At 71.2% G+C, this 16,683-nt stretch carries 14 protein-coding genes; 11 read left to right on the forward strand and 3 right to left on the reverse strand.

What is annotated here, in order from left to right:
• The first annotated feature begins 113 nt into the window (after window positions 1-113).
• From AB0M59_RS12950 to AB0M59_RS12980, 7 genes are read left to right on the forward strand one after another with little or no spacing between them, the layout of a single operon-like run.
• Window positions 114-833, forward strand: a complete 720-nt coding sequence (locus tag AB0M59_RS12950; protein ID WP_364613255.1) for a UDP-N-acetylglucosamine acyltransferase — start codon at window positions 114-116, stop codon at window positions 831-833.
• Window positions 834-844: 11 nt separating this feature from the next.
• On the forward strand, window positions 845-1,117 hold the full coding sequence (locus tag AB0M59_RS12955; protein WP_364613258.1) for an acyl carrier protein: 273 nt from the start codon (window positions 845-847) through the stop codon (window positions 1,115-1,117).
• Complete coding sequence (locus AB0M59_RS12960) at window positions 1,110-1,841, forward strand: glucose 1-dehydrogenase (protein ID WP_364613261.1); 732 nt, start codon at window positions 1,110-1,112, stop codon at window positions 1,839-1,841. Before AB0M59_RS12955 ends, AB0M59_RS12960 begins: the two co-directional genes overlap by 8 nt.
• On the forward strand, window positions 1,838-3,232 hold the full coding sequence (locus AB0M59_RS12965) for an AMP-binding protein (protein WP_364613264.1): 1,395 nt from the start codon (window positions 1,838-1,840) through the stop codon (window positions 3,230-3,232). Before AB0M59_RS12960 ends, AB0M59_RS12965 begins: the two co-directional genes overlap by 4 nt.
• Window positions 3,229-4,281, forward strand: coding sequence for an acyl-protein synthetase (locus AB0M59_RS12970; RefSeq protein ID WP_364613267.1), 1,053 nt, complete (start codon window positions 3,229-3,231; stop codon window positions 4,279-4,281). Before AB0M59_RS12965 ends, AB0M59_RS12970 begins: the two co-directional genes overlap by 4 nt.
• Window positions 4,278-5,522 (forward strand): acyl-CoA reductase, encoded by a 1,245-nt coding sequence (locus AB0M59_RS12975; protein WP_364613270.1) that lies wholly within the window; start codon window positions 4,278-4,280, stop codon window positions 5,520-5,522. The genes AB0M59_RS12970 and AB0M59_RS12975 overlap by 4 nt, the downstream gene beginning before the upstream one ends.
• 11 nt (window positions 5,523-5,533) lie before the next feature.
• Window positions 5,534-6,511 (forward strand): lysylphosphatidylglycerol synthase transmembrane domain-containing protein, encoded by a 978-nt coding sequence (locus tag AB0M59_RS12980; RefSeq protein ID WP_364613273.1) that lies wholly within the window; start codon window positions 5,534-5,536, stop codon window positions 6,509-6,511.
• A gap of 113 nt (window positions 6,512-6,624) precedes the next feature.
• On the opposite strand, the gene AB0M59_RS12985 is transcribed toward AB0M59_RS12980, so the two are convergent.
• Window positions 6,625-8,511: a DUF6541 family protein gene (locus AB0M59_RS12985; RefSeq protein ID WP_364613276.1), complete on the reverse strand. Its 1,887-nt coding sequence runs from the start codon at window positions 8,509-8,511 to the stop codon at window positions 6,625-6,627.
• 163 nt (window positions 8,512-8,674) lie between these two features.
• Between AB0M59_RS12985 and AB0M59_RS12990 the strand changes: the two genes are divergently transcribed.
• The 3 genes from AB0M59_RS12990 (at window position 8,675) to AB0M59_RS13000 (ending at window position 12,601) form a co-directional block, all read left to right on the forward strand.
• Window positions 8,675-10,369: a hypothetical protein gene (locus AB0M59_RS12990; RefSeq protein ID WP_364613279.1), complete on the forward strand. Its 1,695-nt coding sequence runs from the start codon at window positions 8,675-8,677 to the stop codon at window positions 10,367-10,369.
• A complete protein-coding gene (locus AB0M59_RS12995) occupies window positions 10,366-11,802 on the forward strand; it encodes a hypothetical protein (RefSeq protein ID WP_364613282.1) in 1,437 nt (478 codons plus the stop codon). The genes AB0M59_RS12990 and AB0M59_RS12995 overlap by 4 nt, the downstream gene beginning before the upstream one ends.
• A 70-nt stretch (window positions 11,803-11,872) precedes the next feature.
• Entirely contained in the window at window positions 11,873-12,601 is a 729-nt protein-coding gene (locus tag AB0M59_RS13000; protein ID WP_364613285.1) for a lysophospholipid acyltransferase family protein, read from the forward strand.
• A gap of 55 nt (window positions 12,602-12,656) precedes the next feature.
• Here the strand turns inward: AB0M59_RS13000 and AB0M59_RS13005 are convergent, their stop codons facing one another.
• Complete coding sequence (locus tag AB0M59_RS13005; protein ID WP_364613570.1) at window positions 12,657-13,454, reverse strand: HAD family hydrolase; 798 nt, start codon at window positions 13,452-13,454, stop codon at window positions 12,657-12,659.
• A gap of 150 nt (window positions 13,455-13,604) precedes the next feature.
• Here AB0M59_RS13005 and AB0M59_RS13010 point away from each other — a divergent pair, with 150 nt between their 5' ends.
• Window positions 13,605-14,492 carry an LLM class flavin-dependent oxidoreductase gene (locus AB0M59_RS13010; RefSeq protein WP_364613288.1) on the forward strand — a complete coding sequence of 296 codons (888 nt, stop codon included), beginning with the start codon at window positions 13,605-13,607 and terminating at the stop codon, window positions 14,490-14,492.
• Window positions 14,493-14,660: 168 nt separating this feature from the next.
• Here the strand turns inward: AB0M59_RS13010 and AB0M59_RS13015 are convergent, their stop codons facing one another.
• Window positions 14,661-16,670, reverse strand: a complete 2,010-nt coding sequence (locus tag AB0M59_RS13015; protein WP_364613291.1) for a DUF6541 family protein — start codon at window positions 16,668-16,670, stop codon at window positions 14,661-14,663.
• Between the last annotated feature and the right edge of the window lie 13 nt (window positions 16,671-16,683).

The following is a 16,683-nucleotide window of genomic DNA, read 5'->3' on the forward strand; positions in this document are numbered from 1 at the left end:
GGTACCATGAGCCGCCGATTCTGCGCCCGGCCGCCCTGCGTGAACGCGGGCCACACGCTACCGGGCGTTGCCGCACGCCCAGTACCCAGCCGCCGACGAACGGATACCCGCCCGTGGCCAACCGCATCCACCCCACCGCCGTCCTCGGTGAAGGCGTCGAACTCGGCGACGACAACGTGATCGGGCCGTTCGCGGTGATCGCCGGGCCGGCCCGGATCGGCGACGGCAACTGGATCGGCCCGCACGTGACGATCGGCACGCCCGGCGAGGACCGCCACCGCCCCCACCCGGCGGCGTGGAGTGAGGCACTGCGCCATGACCCGGATCACGACGGCCACGGGGTCGTCATCGGCAGCCGCAACCGGATCCGCGAGTACGTGAGTGTCCACCAAGGGACCTGGCGGACGACGACGGTCGGCAGCGACGGCTACTTCCTGCGCAACTCCCACATCGCGCACGATTGCCTGGTCGGCGACGGCGTGACCATCGCGTCCAACGCCGTCACGGGCGGGCACTGCCACATCTGGGACGGCGCCAACCTCGGCATGGGCGCGATCCTGCACCAGAAGGTCGTGGTCGGCCCGGGCGCGATGATCGGGATGGGCTCGGCGGTGCGGCGCGAGATCGGCGCGTTCACCATCGCCGTCGGCAACCCGGCGCGCGTCACCGGCATCAACGTCGTGGGCCTGTCCCGGCGCGGCCTCGACGAGGCGACGATCGAGGCGCTGGGACCGTGGTTGAAGGGCAAGGAAGGTCTCCCGGACACCACCCTGCCCGGCGACCTCTCTACCTTGGTCAAGGCGTGGGACGCCCGCCCGCGCGAGGAACACTAGGAGTCATGCAGATGCCTGCTGAATTTGACGCTCAGGCCGCGGAGCCGCTTGCCCCCAAGCTGCGCGAGGTCTTCGTCGAGGCGCTGGACCTCGACGCGGACGTCGACGTCGAGAACCTGAAGTACCGCGACCTCGAGGCGTGGGACTCGGTCGGCCACATGGCGCTGGTCGCGGCCATCGAGGACGAGTTCGACGTCGAGTTCGACACCGACCAGGTCATCGACATGTCGAGCTTCAAGGTCGCCGTGGACATGGTGACCGAGCTGCAGGCGAAGAATGACTGATCTGTCCGGTCGCGTCGCGCTCGTCACCGGCGGGACGCGGGGGATCGGCTTGGCCACCGTGCGCGCGCTGGTCGAGGCGGGCGCGACGGTGGTGCTCACCGGCCGCGACGAGGCCCGCGCCCGTGATACAGCTGCTAATGCCGGCGCGGCGGCCGGGCTCGCGCTGGACGTCACCGACGCCAAAGCGGTGTCTTCGCTGGTCAGGGGCGTCGCGAAGGAGCACGGCAAGCTCGACATCGTCGTGGCCAACGCGGGGATCATGGAGGACGCGCTCCTCGGCATGATCCGCGAGGAGCTCGTCGACACGACGCTGAGCACGAACGTCGCCGGCACGCTGCACACCGTGCAGGCCGCAGCCCGGGCGATGATGCGCAAGAAGACCGGCTCGATCGTGGTGCTCGCGTCGATCGTCGGCGAGTACGGAAGCGCTGGTCAGACGGTGTACGCGGCCTCGAAGGCGGCGGTGGCGAACATCGCGAAGTCGGCGGCGAAGGAACTCGGCCGGTCCGGCATCCGCGTCAACGCGGTCGCGCCGGGCGTGATCGAGACCGACCTGACCGCGGGCCTGAGCGACGACGCGAAGGCGGAGAACACCGGCAAGACGCCGCTCGGCCGGCTCGGCCGGGCGGAAGACGTGGCGAACGCGATCCGGTTCCTGGTGAGTGACGAAGCGTCCTTCGTCACCGGACAGGTGCTGGGCGTCGACGGAGGCTTGGTGCTGTGACTTTGCTGGGTGCGGGAGCTCGGCTGGTGGACGTGGCCGGGGGCCGCACGCTGGCGGGCGCGGAACTGTCGGCCGAGGTCGGCCGGCGGATGGAAGAGCTGGCCACGCTGCCGGTCGGCGTCGTGTTCGCGCGGATGGCGGTCGACCTGCCGAGCGTGCTGACGTACCTGGGTGCGTTCGAATCCGGGCGGGCGATCGCGCTGATCGACCCGGCGCTGGACGCCGACGTGCTGGCCGGGCTGGTTTCGCGCTTCCGCCCGGCGGCCGTGCTGTCGGCTTCGGGTGACGCGCCCGACGGGTACACCGCGCAGGGCTCCGACTGGGTCCGCTCGAGCGCCGAAGGGGTCCGGCCGCACCCCGACCTGGCCGTGCTGCTCCCGACCAGCGGGTCGACCGGCAACCCGAAGCTCGTGCGGCTCTCGCGGCAGGCGATCCTGAGCAACGCCGACGCCATCGCGCAGGTGCTGGACATCGACTCCGACGAGGTCGCGCCCACCTGCCTGCCGCTGCACTACAGCTACGGGCTCTCGGTGCTGAACTCGCACCTGGTGCGCGACGCGACCGTCGTGATCGAGCCGTCCGGCGTGCTCGGCCGCGGCTTCTGGGACGCGGTGACCACGTACGGCGTGACGTCCCTCTCGGGCGTCCCGTACCACTACGAAATGCTGCGGCGGCTCAAGTTCGACCCCGCGAAGTACCCGACGCTGCGCACGCTGACGCAGGCCGGCGGGAAGCTGCGCGACGAGCTGATCACCGAGTTCAACGACAAGATGCTGGCCGTCGGCGGCCGGGTGTACGTCATGTACGGCCAGACCGAGGCCGCGCCGCGGATGACCACGGTGCCCGCCGAAAGACTGGCCGAAAAGCTCGGTTCCGCCGGGCCGGCGCTGCCGGGCGGGGCGTTCGCGGTCCGTCGCGGCGACGGGTCGGAGACCACGCACCCGAAAATTGTCGGTGAGGTCGTCTACCGTGGGCCCAATGTGATGCTGGGTTACGCGGACGACGAGTCCGGCCTGGCCAAGGGCGACGAATGCGGCGGCGTGCTCGCCACCGGTGACCTCGGGTACCTCGACAAAGAGGGGTACCTGTTCATCACCGGGCGGCTCAAGCGCATCGGCAAGGTGTTCGGCAACCGCGTCAGCCTCGACGACCTCGAACAAGCCGTGCGCACGGCGGCGGTCGGGATCGACGTGGTGGCGGCGGTGCCCGCCGGCGACAAGGTGGTGCTGTTCGCCGAAGGTGTCGACAAGGACATCTGCAAGGACGCGTCGAGGGCGCTGTCCGAGCGGCTGCACCTGCACGCCAGCGGGTTCGACGTCCGCCCGATCGACACCGTGCCGCTGCTGGCCAGCGGCAAGATCGACTACCGGTCGTTGGAGGCGAAGGTATGAGTGTGTTCACTCGGTCGCAGGCTGACCGGGAGGCTCTTCTGCTGCCCGAGCTCGTCTCGTTGACGTCCCACCACCGGGCGAATTCCGAAGGCTACGAGCGGATCCTGTCGTCGCTGGGAATCGCGCCATCGGCTTCCTTTGCCACGATCGCCGACCTGCCGTGGCTGCCCGTGCGGATGTTCAAGACGCACGACCTGAAGTCCGTGCCGGACAGCGAGGTGTTCAAGACCCTCACGTCATCCGGGACCACCGGCGCCGGCGCGTCGCGGATCTACCTGGACAAGGAAGCGGCGGGCGCGCAGACCAAGCAGCTGGGCGCGACGCTGCAGGAAGTCCTCGGCGGCGAGCGGCTGCCGATGCTGATGGTCGACACCATCGGCATCATCAAGAACCGGCGCTCGTTCTCCGCACGCGGCGCGGGCGTGCTGGGCATGGCGAACTTCGGCCGCAAGCACACGTACGTGCTCGACGAGAACGACAAGCCCGACGTCGAGGCGGTCAAGAAGTTCCTGGCCGAGTACGGCGGCAAGCCGTTCCTGATCTTCGGCTTCACGTTCATGGTCTGGCAGTACCTCTACGAGGTCGCGCGGGACAACGGCCTCGACCTGTCGAACGGCATCCTCGTCCACTCCGGTGGCTGGAAGAAGCTGATCGACCGCGCGGTGGACAACACCGAGTTCCGGCGGCGGTTCAAGGAAGACACCGGCCTCACCCGGATCCACAACTACTACGGGATGATCGAGCAGATCGGCACCGTGTTCCTCGAAGGTCCGTCCGGGAACTCGCTGTACTGCCCGGACTTCGCCGACGTCGTGATCCGGAACCCGGAGACGTGGGAGGAGCAGCCGGTCGGGGAGCCGGGCGTGATCGAGGTCGTCTCGACGCTGCCGCGGTCGTACCCGGGCCACGTGCTGCTCACCGAGGACCTCGGCGTCTACAACGGGATCGACGACGGCGACTGGCCGGGCAAGCACTTCTCCGTGCTGGGCCGGCTGCCCAAGGCCGAGGCTCGCGGCTGCTCCGACACCTTCTCGGGAGCGGCGGCATGACCTCTTTGACCCAGCGGTTCCCCGCGGCCGCTCCTCTCGAGGTCGGCGCTTTGGTCGACGAGCTGCGCGCTTCGCCGCCGGGCGGCCGGCTGCGCGTCGGTGACCCCCGGATCGTCGAGTTCATCACGAAGTTCGCCCGCAAGCTGCTGGCCCCGGCCACCGCGCGCCGGTTCCCGGAGCTGGCGTCGCTCGGGTTCTTCCTGCGCAAGGGCGAGATCGCCAAGGCACTGTCCACTCTGGACACTTCGGGCGGCGCGCTGCGGTTCCCGCGCGGGCTCGTGTTCCACGTGCCGCCGGCGAACGTCGACACGATCTTCGTCTACTCGTGGGCGCTGTCCGCGCTGGCGGGCAACCACAACGTCGTGCGGGTGTCGTCGCGCTCGGCCGGGGCCGCCGAGGCGGTGCTGGACGCGCTGAACGCGGCACTGTCCGAAGTGGACGCTTCGGTCGCGGAGGCCATCACGGCGACCCAGCGGATGGTGACGTACGACCGCAGCGACGAGGTGAGCGGCGCCCTGTCCCTGGCCGCCGACCTGCGCGTCGTCTGGGGCGGCGACGGTTCGGTCGCGGCGCTGCGCGCGTACCCCCTCGCGCCGCACGCGCGTGACCTGACCTTTCCGGACCGCTCGTCGTTCGCCGTCGCGTCGGTGGCGGGCTGGCAGCGAGCGTCCGAAGCCGAGCGCCGCGCGGCCGCCGAGGGCTTCTACAACGACTCGTACTGGTTCGACCAGGCCGCCTGCTCGTCCCCGCGCGCGGTGTTCTGGGTCGGCGAGCCGGCGGGCGCCCGGGCCGCAGGCCAGGAGTTCCGCGCGCTGCTGGCCTCGGTCTTGGCGGCGAAACAGCACGTCACCGAGCCGGCGATGGCGGTCCAGAAACGCGTCTCGGCGTACGGCGCGGCGGTCGACGGGCTGGTCAAGGAGATCGCCTTCGACGGCAACGGACTGGCCACCTTGGAGCTGACGGACCCGGCGGTGCTGCCGCGCGAGTGGCTCGGCGCCGGCACGTTCGCGAACGCGCAAGTGTCCACTTTGTCCGACCTGGTACCGATCGTCCTGCGCAAGGACCAGACGGTCAGCCAGTTCGGCTTCACGGCCGAGGAGCTGACGGCGTTCGCGCACGAGCTGGCGGGCCGCGGCGTCGACCGGATCGTGCCGTTCGGCTCGGCCCTGACGTTCTCCGCGGTGTGGGACGGCTACGATCTGCTGGCCGAGTTCAGCCGCCTGGTCACGGTGCAGGCCTGAGGAGACCGTCGATGACGACAGTTGAGACGCCAGAGGATCTTCCTGCTGCCGGGAAGCAGCGGAAGTCCACCAAGGCGAAGATCCTCGACGTCGTCAGATGGGTCGCGATCCTGCTGGTCATCGGCTTCGCGGCGAAGCAGCTGGCCTCGAACTGGGGCGAGTTCTGGCGCACCCTGCACGACGTCGCGTGGCAGTCGTCGCTGCTCAGCCTGGTGGCCCTGGTCGCGGCGATCATGGTGTCGACCTGGGGCTGGCAGGTGATGGTCGACGACCTGGGCAAGCCGATCGGCTACGCCAGGGGAGCGCAGATCTGCCTGGTCGGCTCGCTCGGCAAGTACGTGCCGGGGTCGGTCTGGGCGTACCTGCTGCAGATGGAGCTGGGCCGCAAGGCGGGCCTCGCGCGGGCTCGCATCTTCACGGGCTCGCTGATCCAGCTGGGCGTGGGCGTGGTGTCGGCGCTGGTGGTGTCGCTCCTGGCGGCGCCGGCGGTGTTCAGCCACAGTCCCCGTGCGCTGTGGCTGTTCGTGCTGATCCCGGTCGGCCTGGCGATGCTGCACCCGAAGATCCTGTCGTGGGGCACGTCCCTGGTGCTCCGGATCCTCCGCCGTCCCCCGCTGGCCCACCCCCTGAGCTGGCGCGTCGTGGGCAAGGTCTTCGGCGCCTCGACGGCGGCGTGGTGCCTGCAGGGGATCCACCTGTGGCTCCTGGCGAACTCGGTCGGCACGCCCGGTTTCAGCGGTTTCGTCCTGTGCGTGGGCGCGATGGCCGTGGCCATGACGGTGGGGACGTTCGCGTTCATCCTCCCGAGCGGGGTAGGTGTCCGCGAGGTGGCCCAGGTGGCGGTCCTGACGGCCAGCGGCCTGACGGTCGGCCAGGCCACGGCGTTCGCGGTGGCGTCCCGGGTGATGTTCACGGTGGCGGACCTGTTGACGGCGGGCCTGGCCGCGGTGGCGGCCCGCTCGACCCGCCCGGCGGTCACCCCCGCCTGACCCGGTTGTCCACCGGTTGTACCCAAGTTGTCCACAGCCGTTACGCACATGTGGACAACTCCGGACTCGCACCCTGATCAACATTCGGGACCGGGTGCCCGTGAATCACCGACTCACGGCACCAGCCGATAAATCACCGCGTCCGAATTGCGCCAAACTTCCTTCAAGAACGGTTCTCCGGCCAACCCGATCAACCCCGCCTGATAGGGCTTCCCCGGCTCGGTCGAAGGCTTCCCCAGGATCACCCAATGAATGTTCAGCCGCTGAACCGCCGCCCGCACCGCCGGATCGGTCCGGTAGTCCCGGAACCGCCCGGCCAGCAACGTGGCGTCCGCGGGCGGCGTGGTCTCGTCGTAGTGGGCGGCCACCGTCCGGACGCCGGACAGCGCGTACGTCCACGCCGTCCCGTCGAAGCGGTCGTTCATCGCCCACTCGCCCGGCGCGGCCAGCTTGCCCAACTCCTCCATCGCCGCTTCCTCGCCCGCCGTCACGATCAGCTTCGACGGGTCCGCGAGTTGGTAGCCCGTGTACACGCGCGCGCCGTTCGAGCGGAAGTACAAGCCGTTCGTCAGCGCCACGAAACCCAGCAGCACCACCACCGCGACCGCCACCGCCGGCACGCGCGCGGGCAGCCGTTCGCGTAGCCACGCCTGGGTCGAGGCCAAGCCGTGCGCGGCCAGGACGCACAGCGGGATCGCCGCCATCGAGAAGAACCGGTACGGGTCGTCCCACCACGGCCGCGAAAGGGCCATCACCAGCGGGGCGTTCGACGACGCCACCGCCATGTACGCCAGGCCCGTCACCCCCGCCGTCAGGCCGATCCAGCGCAGCGCGCCCGCCCGCGCGAAGAACACGAACCCGAGGAACAGCGCGACCGACAGCCACACCTGCGGATGCGCTTCGAAGTGCTGGAACCCCAGCAACGCCCCCAGCGCCGTCGACGCGCGCCACTCGCTCGGCCAGCCGTAGTACGGGATGCCGCCCGTGGCCAGGCCCAGCGCCCCGAACAACTGCAGCCACGCCACCAGGAGCGACACCACCGCGATCGGCAGCAGCGCCAGCAGGTCGCGGCCGATCAGGCGCCAGCCCGAAAGCCAGCGTTGCACCAGCAGCGGCCCGGCGAACAGGATCGCGCCGAACAACGTCGACGAATGGATGCACAGCAAGCCCACCGCCGCCAGCAGCAGCACGAAACCCGTGTCCGGCGCGACGCGCTCCAGGTACCGCCGCAACGCCACCGCCGCCAGCGGGGTCAGCGTCACGCCCAGCGCGAACGGCAGCAGCGGCCCGCGGTCCATCGACTCGTAGACGCCCACCACCGGCGCCACCGCCGTCAGCGCCACCGCGCCCGCCAGCACCGCGCGCCCGCGGAACTCGCGGACCAGCGTCACCAGCGACAACGCCAGCAAACCCGGCAGCAGCAGCGTGTTCGCGTCCAGCGTCGCCGGGATCGACGCGCCGGTCAGGCGGTTCGTCACCGCCGCCAGCAGGTGGTAGGCGTTGGGGTAGAACACCGGCGCCGCGTCGCCGTACCAGTTCACGTGGCCCGTGCCGAACAGGCTGCCGTCGCCGGTGTCGACGATGTAGCGGACGGCGTTCCCGTGGTACACCGCGTCGAAGCCCTGCGGCAGCGCGCCGATGTGGCCCAGGCCGCGCAGCGTCGCGTAAAAGCCCACCGCCGCCCCGAACAGCAGGCACGCGCCCACGGCGAGGTGCCCGCGTCGGTCCCACAGCCCGGGTTCCGGCTCGGGTGCCCAACGCCGGACCGTCAGTTTCCGGACACCGTAAGCGATCGCGACGAACACGACGGTCGAAACGGCGTACGTCAGCGGGGTGAACGACCACCCCACCGCCGCCGTCCACGGCCCGGTCAGGCCGCCGATGGCGTAGCTCAGCAACGGGGCCAATCCGGCCAGGGCCCAGCCGCGCACTCCCGCGGCGAGTCCCGTCAGGAGGCCCGGGACGGCGATGACGACAATGGCAACGCAGACGGAGAGCACGGTGGAGACTAAGCCGACAACGATCAGTGGGACGCTCCGGGGTGAGCAGTCCGATCGGGACGATTCGCGATTGTCCCTTCGCGATACCCGAACGGGTTATATTGACCTGTGCGTTTCCCTGCTTGACTGACGCCGGGCGGAGCGATCTTCACAAGGGGGCCGGGTGGTCTACGCGGTCGTGGTGGCGTGGCTGGTCCTCGCCGCGATCGTGGTGCTGACCTGGGGCCGGCTCGACACCGACCGCGGCTGGCGCGGCTTCGTCCTCACTCTCACCCTCGGCCTTTCGCTGCTCCACCAGCTGTTGTTCGCGACCGTCACCGAGGACGCGCTCGTTTCGTTCCGCTATGCGCAGAACATCGCCGACGGAAACGGCCCGGTCTTCAACCCCGGTGAACGCGTCGAGGGGTACACGAACTTCCTCTGGCTGGTGCTGATCGCCCTGCCGCGGGCCGCGTTCGGCGCCGACGTCGAGACCACCGCCGTCGTGTTCGGCGTCCTCGCCGCGCTCGGGTGCGTGCTCCTGTCCTACCTCCTGGTGAACCGGATCATCGCGGGAGCCGACGCCGAGCCGCGGCCGGCGATCGGCGTCGCCGCCGCGGTGCTCACCGCGAGCGCCGGCGGCCTCGCCGTCTACGGGCCGTCCGGTTCCGAGGTCCCGCTGTTCGTGCTGCTCCTTCTCGCCGTCTGCTACTCGCTCGCGGCGCGCCGCCCGGTGGTCGCCGGGGTGCTCGTCGCGTTCGCCGTGATGACCAGCCCGGAGGGGCTGGTGGTCGCCGTCCTGGGCGGCCTGTGGCTGATCGGCGCCGCGCTGAAGAAGAAGCACAGCTGGTGGGCGCCGGTGGGCTACGTCCTGGGCGCGCTGGTGTTCCTGATCCCGCGGCTGGCCTGGCGCGCGACGTTCTACCAGCACTTCGTCCCCGCGCCGCTGGCCGCGAAGCTCGGCGGGCCGCTCGGCTCGCAGGTCGCCGTCGGCTGGCCGTACCTGTCCGGGTTCGCCCTGGCGCACCAGGGTTTCCTGCTGCTCGGGCTGGTCGCCGCGGTCGCGCTGCTGCTGCGGCGCACCGAACCCGCGTTTCGGGGGTTCCGGGTGGCGGAGCCCCCGGTTGTCACTACCGTCGAGGCCCGCGCCTTGATCTGGCTGCTGTTCGCGATCGCCGCCGTGGTCGCCGCCGCGGCGGTGCTGATCGGCGGCGACCCCGGTCCGTCGTGGCGGCTGCTGGCCCCGGTCCCGCCGCTGATCGCCGTGGCGGCCGTCAGTGCGTACGGCGTGCTGACCGTGGACGCCGACGCGAAGCCGTCGCCGCGGCCGAGGGCGTGGCCGGCCGCGACGCGGCTCGTGCCGGTGACCGCCTGCGGGCTCGCCGGCATCGCGGTGCTCGTCTCGGTGTTCAGCCCCGAGATGCTCGACCGCGTCCGAGACTGGCGCGCGCACGGCACCGAGCTGACCGAGATCGGCGGCTGGCTCGGCCGGTACCTGCCGCCCGGGTCGGTCGTCAGCGCCGCCGCGCCCGGCGCGCTCGCGGCCCACGGCGGCCAGCTGCTCATCATCGACGTCCTCGGCCGCACCGACGACCACATCGCGCGCGAGGGACGCTACGACGGCGGCGTCGCGACCGACTACGACTACGTCGTCAACGGCCGCCGCCCGACCGTCGCCGTGCCCGCCGACGGCGGCTACGCCGACCGCCAGCACTGCGCGATCGACCCGGTCTACGCGGGCAAGTACGAGGTCGCCACGTTCCGCCGCGTCGGCACGCCCTTCTGGGTCTCGGTGTACCCGCGCGCGGAGCAGGCGAAGTCGGTGGTCACGGACCTCGACAAGGGTCCGGACTTCCGCTACGTACCCTGTCCTTCGTGAAGCTCGAGGTCCCGAAACGCCGGCTGGGCGCCGAAGCGAAGCTCGGGATCGGGGTCTTCGGGACGTCGTTCGCGCTGTTCGTGCTGCGGTTCCTTGTGCCGCGCCCGGTCGCGATGTCCAACAACGGCGACGGCGGCCGCGTGCTGTGCGGCGCCGGGATCACCTGGAAGGGCCTGCCGGAGGCGTTCGTCCACCTCGCCTACACACCCGTGCCCGGCGTGCCGCCGTGCCGGCCGACCTACCTGCTCACGCAGAGCTGGCTCGCGGACCTGGCCGTCCGGATCGGGGGGCTGATCGGCCTGCCCGGGACGCTCAGCCTGGTCGTGCTGGGCCTGCTGAGCAGCGTCATCGCCGCGGCGGCGATCGCCGCGATCGTGCTCGGCCTGCCGTACTCCCGCCGCGCCCGGCTGGCCGTGGCCGCCGGACTGCTGCTGGTCGTCGCCGACTCGGCGTTCTTCGGGTACTTCGCCGCGGTGCTCGGCGAAGGCGCGGCCTTCCTCGGCGTGCTGCTGGTCGCCGGCGGCCTGCTCCTGACCGCGCGCGAGGGCCGGTGGAGCTACGCGGGCATGGCGGTGACGCTGGTCGGCGGTGTCCTGGCGGTCAACGCCAAGGTCCAGACGCTGACGATCCTGCCGATCCTCGCGCTCGCGGTGCTCCTGGTCCGGCCGGGCACGCTGCGCGGGCCGAAGCGGTGGGCGGCGGCGGTGCTGGTCATCGGTGCTCTTGGCGGCGTCACCCTGGCCGCGCAGCAGAGCGTCGAACCCGCCCGCGCGCCGGACGGCACGTACAGCGAGTTCCCGGGTGACGACTCGCGTGAGATCAACGTGGTCAACTCGATCTTCCTGAACATCGTCGACGGGAAGCACGACACCCAGGCGGACCTGGCCGAGCTCGGCCTGCCCCCGTCGTTCGCGCAGTACGCGGGCAACGGCTGGTGGCACCCGCACCCGGTGACGATGGACCCTCTCTACCCGCGGTACCGCGGGCAGATGACCCGCGAGAACGTCGTCGCCTACTTCACGAGCCACCCCGGCCGGACCCTGGAGGTGCTGAACCGGGCCGCCACGGACCAGCTCACCGCCCGGCCCGACTACCTCGGCAGCTTCGACCAGGAGGCGGGCTTCGCGCCGCACGCGCAGGAGTACCGGGTGCCGGTGGTGTCGTGGCTGACCGGCCTGCTCAGCCCGCTCGGCCTGTTCGCGCTGGTGCCGATCTGGCTTTTCGTGCTGGTCAGAGCCTGGACGCAGCGCCGTGGTGCGCTGGGCGTCGTGCTGGCGTTCCTGTTCGCCGTCTCGCTGACGCAGTTCGGCGCCGCGGCCGTCGGCGACGGCATCGAGGGCATCAAGCACCAGTCCGTCGCGCTGTTCACGATCCTGCTCGCGGTCGTGCTGGCGATCCCGGTCCGGCGGCGGGACGATGTTCAGGCCGTGTGAGCTTCGCCCGGTTTGTGGTCTTCACCGCTTGAACCGTCGCCAAGAACCTACGGTCCCGTAACCTGGCGCGATGGCCGACCTCGTGTACCCGCCCGTGATCGCGGCGGCCCGGACGATGTTCCGGGTACTGGACAACCGCATCACGATCGAGGGCACGGAGAACATCCCGCGCCACGGCGGTGCGGTCATCGCGTGCAACCACGTGAGCTACCTCGACTTCATCTTCTGCGGCCTCGGCGCGCGTCCGGCCAAGCGGCTGACGCGGTTCATGGCGAAGAAGGAGATCTTCGACAACAAGATCGCCGGACCGCTGATGCGCGGGATGCACCACATCTCCGTCGACCGCTCCGCCGGCCTGGCCTCCTACCGCGAAGCGCTCGCGAAACTGCAGGCCGGCGAAGTCGTCGGTGTCTTCCCGGAAGCGACGATCAGCCAGTCGTTCACCGTCAAGGAGATCAAGTCGGGTGCCGTCCGGATGGCCGCGGCGGTGGACGTCCCGGTCGTGCCGATGGCCCTGTGGGGCACCCAGCGACTGTGGACCAAGGGCCGGCCGAAGGACCTGACCCGCCGGCACGTGCCCGTCTCGATCCTCATCGGCGAGCCGATGCACCCGGCCAAGGGCGACAACTGGGACGTCGTGACGAAGGAGCTGCGCACCCGGATGAGCGCGCTGCTCGACCGGGCCCAGGCCGAGTACCCGGTCCAGCCCGCGTCCGACGAAGAGCGCTGGTGGCTGCCCGCGCACCTGGGCGGGACGGCGCCGACGCCGGAAGAAGCGGCCGAGCTCGACCGGCAGTGACATCCGGGGCTTCGCCCAGGGCCGGGGGCTTCGCCACCCGGACCCCGCAAGACGGCTAGAACCAGCGCTCGAGGACCTGCGCCACGCCGTCGTCGCCGGCCGGGCCGGTGACCTCGTCGGCCACCGCGAGCACCGCCGGGTGCCCGTTCTCCATCGCGACGCCGTGCCCGGCCCAGCGGAGCATCTCGACGTCGTTGGGCATGTCGCCGAAGGCGATCACCCGCTCGCGGTCGACGTCCAGCCGCTCGGCGACGTCGGCGAGGCCGGTCGCCTTCGTGATCCCGTGCGCGGACAGCTCCACCAGCCCGCCGGACGACGAGTAGGTGACGTCGACCTCGCGGTCGAACAGCGCGTTGACCGCGTCGGACATCTCCTCGGACGACATCCCGCGGTGGCTGACCAGCAGCTTGATGGCCGGGTGCCCGACCACCTCGGCGCGCGGGGCGGTGCGACCTTCGCCGTCGCCCCACGGGTTGTGGTACTTCGGCTCGATCACGAAGCTGCGCATGTCGTGGTCGGCGTCGGTGCTGACGCGTTCGGCGGCCAGCCGGCAGCCGGGCAGGGCCTTGTCGAGCGCGTGCGCGATGTCGTGGAGCAGCTCGGGCTGCAGCAGGCCGTGCACCGCGACGACCTCCTCACGGCCGCAGTCGTACAGGACGGCGCCGTTCGCGCACACCGCGTACCCGGTCAGCTCGAGCGGCTTGGCCACGGGCGCGATCCAGCGCGGCGGACGGCCGCTGGCCAGCACGAACGGCGCACCCGCCTCGATCGCCCGGCGGACGGTCGCGATCGTGCGGGCGCTGAGGGATTCGGAGGGGCCGAGCAGGGTGCCGTCGACGTCGGACGCGATCAACTGAGGTCTCTCCACCCTGCCATTGTCCCTGACCCGTCCGGGTGGCCTCGTCCCCGTCCGAGCGATTGTCGGTGGTTACCGATACCTCCGCCTTCCTCCCCACCACCACCCTCAACGGAGAAGCTTCGCTTCACTGTTACTTTTCGGATTGTGCGAGTAGGCATCGTGATTCTTCCGGAAGATCGTTGGTGGGCGGCCGAGCCGAAGTGGCGTGCCGCCGAGGAGTACGGCTTCGACCACGCCTGGACGTACGACCACCTGGGCTGGCGCAACCTGGTCGACGGCCCGTGGTTCTCCGCGGTCCCGACCCTGACCGCCGCGGCGATGGTGACGTCCCGCATCCGGCTGGGCACGTTCGTGGCGTCCCCGGTCGCGCGGCACCCGGTGCCGTTCATGCGGGACCTGACCACCCTCGACGACATCTCCGACGGCCGGTTCGTCCTCGGCGTCGGGGCGGGCGTCGACCACCAGCACTACGACGGCGCTGTCCTCGGCGCGCCGGAGCTGACGGCCAAGCAGCGCGCCGACCGGTTCACCGAGTTCGTCGAGGCGCTCGACGGGCTGCTGATGACGGACAAGTTCGACTTCGACGGCGAGTACTACCGGGCCCGCGAGGCCCGCAACCTGCCGGGCACCGTCCAGCGCCCGCGGCTGCCGTTCGTCGTCGCGGCGAACGGCCCCCGCACGATGACCCTGGCGGCGCGTTTCGGCGCGGGCTGGGTCACCACGGGCAAGGGCGGTGCGACCGAGGACGAGTGGTGGGGCGGCATCAAGCAGCTCACCGAGGTGTTCGACCAGCGGCTGGACGCGGCGGGCCGCGAGCGGGCGAGCATCCAGCGCCACCTGAGCCTGGACGCGTCACCGGTGTTCTCGCTGAGCAGCGTCGAGGCGTTCCGCGACGCGGCCGGCCGCGCGGGCGAGCTGGGCTTCACGGACATCATCGCGCACTGGCCGAGGTCGTCGTCGCCTTACGAAGGCCGCGAAGCGGTGCTGGAGCAGGTGGCGAGCGACGTGCTCCCGGAGCTGCACGCCGGCTGATCGTTAGGCCGAACGGGTGGCATCCGGGTCGGCAGGAAACCGATTGTCGTCCCTCGGGCGTCCTTCTCTGCAGACGTCAGAGATCACCCCGGGGGTGGTTGGGGGACGGAGGGCCCTCGTGGCCGCGGCACGGGGCGCCGCGGCCACGAGGGCTTTGTCCTGCCGGGGCTACTTCACGATCCGGTAGATCACGGCACCCGGGTTGCGGTAGACCTCGCGCACGAAGTCGTGCCCGTCCAGGTGCCGCAGACCCGGCGCGATCGGGGTGTCGCGGCGGATCGTCCCGCTGCCGACCAGCACGTAGTGGATGTTGAGCCGCTGGGTGGCCGCGCGGACCTCGGGGTCGCTGTCGTAGTCGCCGAAGTGCAGGGCCAGGTAGAGCGCGTCCGGGGGAGCGATGCCCGCGTCGTAGTGGCCGGCCACCGGGTGCACGCCGATCAGCGCGTACATCCACGCCGTGCCGTCCATGCGGTCGTTGAGCACCTTCTGATCGGCGGGGATCCCCAGCATGCCGAGGTGGTCCATCGCGTCGATCTCGTCCTGGCTGACCGGCGGGACGGTCTCGCCGGGCAGGCCGTTGTAGTACAGCAGCGACACCGTCTTGGCGTTGGCCGCGCGGTAGAACCCGCCGGTCAGCACGCCCATCGCGACGACCAGGAGCACCGCCGTCGCCAGCCCGACCCGGCCGGTCAGCCACGGCCGGGCCCGCACCCAGGCGCGTCCGCTCGCGACCTTCGCCAGCCACTGCTGGGTCTCGCTCATGCCGTGCGCGGCGAGCAGGCACATCGGGATCGCCGCCAGCGCCATCAGCCGGAACCGGTCGTTCCACCAGGGCCGCGACAGGCTGATCACCCAGTCTTCGCCGCCGAAGCACGCGACCACGACGAACAGCGCGGACAGCCCGATCGCCGAGAGCCCCACCCAGCGCATCCGCCGCAGCCGCATCAGCGTGAACACACCCAGGGCCAGGAACACCGTCAGCCAGATCTGCGGCACCGGGAGCACCTGCTTGAACGTCGCCAGCATCGCCAGGGCCTTCCACACCGCCATGTGGGAGCCCCAGGGGTGGTACGGGTACGACCCGGACGTGAAGGTGAGCGCGCCGAGGATCATCGGCGCGGCCAGCAGCCCGGCCGCCACCATCACCGGCACCATCCGCAGGACGTCGCCGCCGAGGATCCGCCAGGCCGCACGGCCTTCCGGCACGCCGTCCACGCGCTTGCCGCGCAGCGCCCGGTACCAGCGCTGCACCACCAGCGGGAACGCGAACAGGAGCGCGCCGAACAACGCGCTCGAGTGCGCCGCGAGCAGGCCGGTGGCGCTCAGCGCCAGCACCCCGCCCGTGTCGACGCCCGGCCGCACGACGAACCGCTGGAGAGCGACCACCGCCAGCGGCGTCAGCACGATGCCGAGCGCGAACGGCAGCAGCCCGCTGGACACCGACTCGTACGCCCCGGTCGTCGCGCCGCCCGCGACCAGCGCCGCGCTGCCGGCGAACACCGCGCGGCCGCCGAGCTGGCGCACCAGCGCGACCATGGCCAGCGCGAACAGCCCGGCGATCGGCATCGTGACGGCGTTCAGCGTGACCGGGACCGACGTCCCCGACAGCTGGTAGACCAGGGCGCCGACCAGGTGGTACGCATTCGGGTAGAAGGACCCGTCCGGGTACCAGTTGATGGTGCCCATGCCGGTCAGGGAGCCGTCGCCGGTCTCGGCGATGTAGCGGATGCCGTTCGCGTGGAAGACGGTGTCCCAGCGCTGGAACACCGCGGTCGTCCCGCCGCGGCCGGTGACCACCACGGCGATCGACACGGCCGTGGCGACCGCCACGCAGGCACCCACGGCCAGGTGGGCCCGGCGGGTCCACGGCTGAGGCGGCTCCTCGGCGCCCGGCGTCATCCAGCCTCGCGCGATCGTGAGCCGGCGAAGGCCGTAGAGCCCGGCGGCGAGCAGCACGGTGCAGGCGGCGACGCTCAGCGGGCCGTACGGCACGTGCACGATCGCCAGCCACGGGCCGGCCAGGCCGGTGATGGCGTAGCTGAGCAGCGGCGCGAGCCCGGCCAGCGGCCAGCCGCGGACCCCGGCGGCCCGGCCCACGACGCCGCCAGGCACCGCCAGCACGGCCAGATAAGTGGCCACGGCGGTGAAGTAGCTCCAGAAGTCCTCGGGTGCAGGCACTGCTTTCCAGGTG

The sequence above is a fragment of the Amycolatopsis sp. NPDC051371 genome, from assembly GCF_040682155.1.
GTDB lineage: Bacteria > Actinomycetota > Actinomycetes > Mycobacteriales > Pseudonocardiaceae > Amycolatopsis.

Excerpts from the sequence above, each read along its gene's own strand:
- AB0M59_RS12955 (WP_364613258.1), top strand. The coding sequence starts at position 845 with ATGCCTGCTGAATTTGACGCTCAGGCCGCGGAGCCGCTTGCCCCCAAG.
- AB0M59_RS12960 (WP_364613261.1), top strand. The coding sequence starts at position 1,110 with ATGACTGATCTGTCCGGTCGCGTCGCGCTCGTCACCGGCGGGACGCGG.
- AB0M59_RS12970 (WP_364613267.1), top strand. The coding sequence starts at position 3,229 with ATGAGTGTGTTCACTCGGTCGCAGGCTGACCGGGAGGCTCTTCTGCTG.
- AB0M59_RS12975 (WP_364613270.1), top strand. The coding sequence starts at position 4,278 with ATGACCTCTTTGACCCAGCGGTTCCCCGCGGCCGCTCCTCTCGAGGTC.
- AB0M59_RS12980 (WP_364613273.1), top strand. The coding sequence starts at position 5,534 with ATGACGACAGTTGAGACGCCAGAGGATCTTCCTGCTGCCGGGAAGCAG.
- AB0M59_RS13000 (WP_364613285.1), top strand. The coding sequence starts at position 11,873 with ATGGCCGACCTCGTGTACCCGCCCGTGATCGCGGCGGCCCGGACGATG.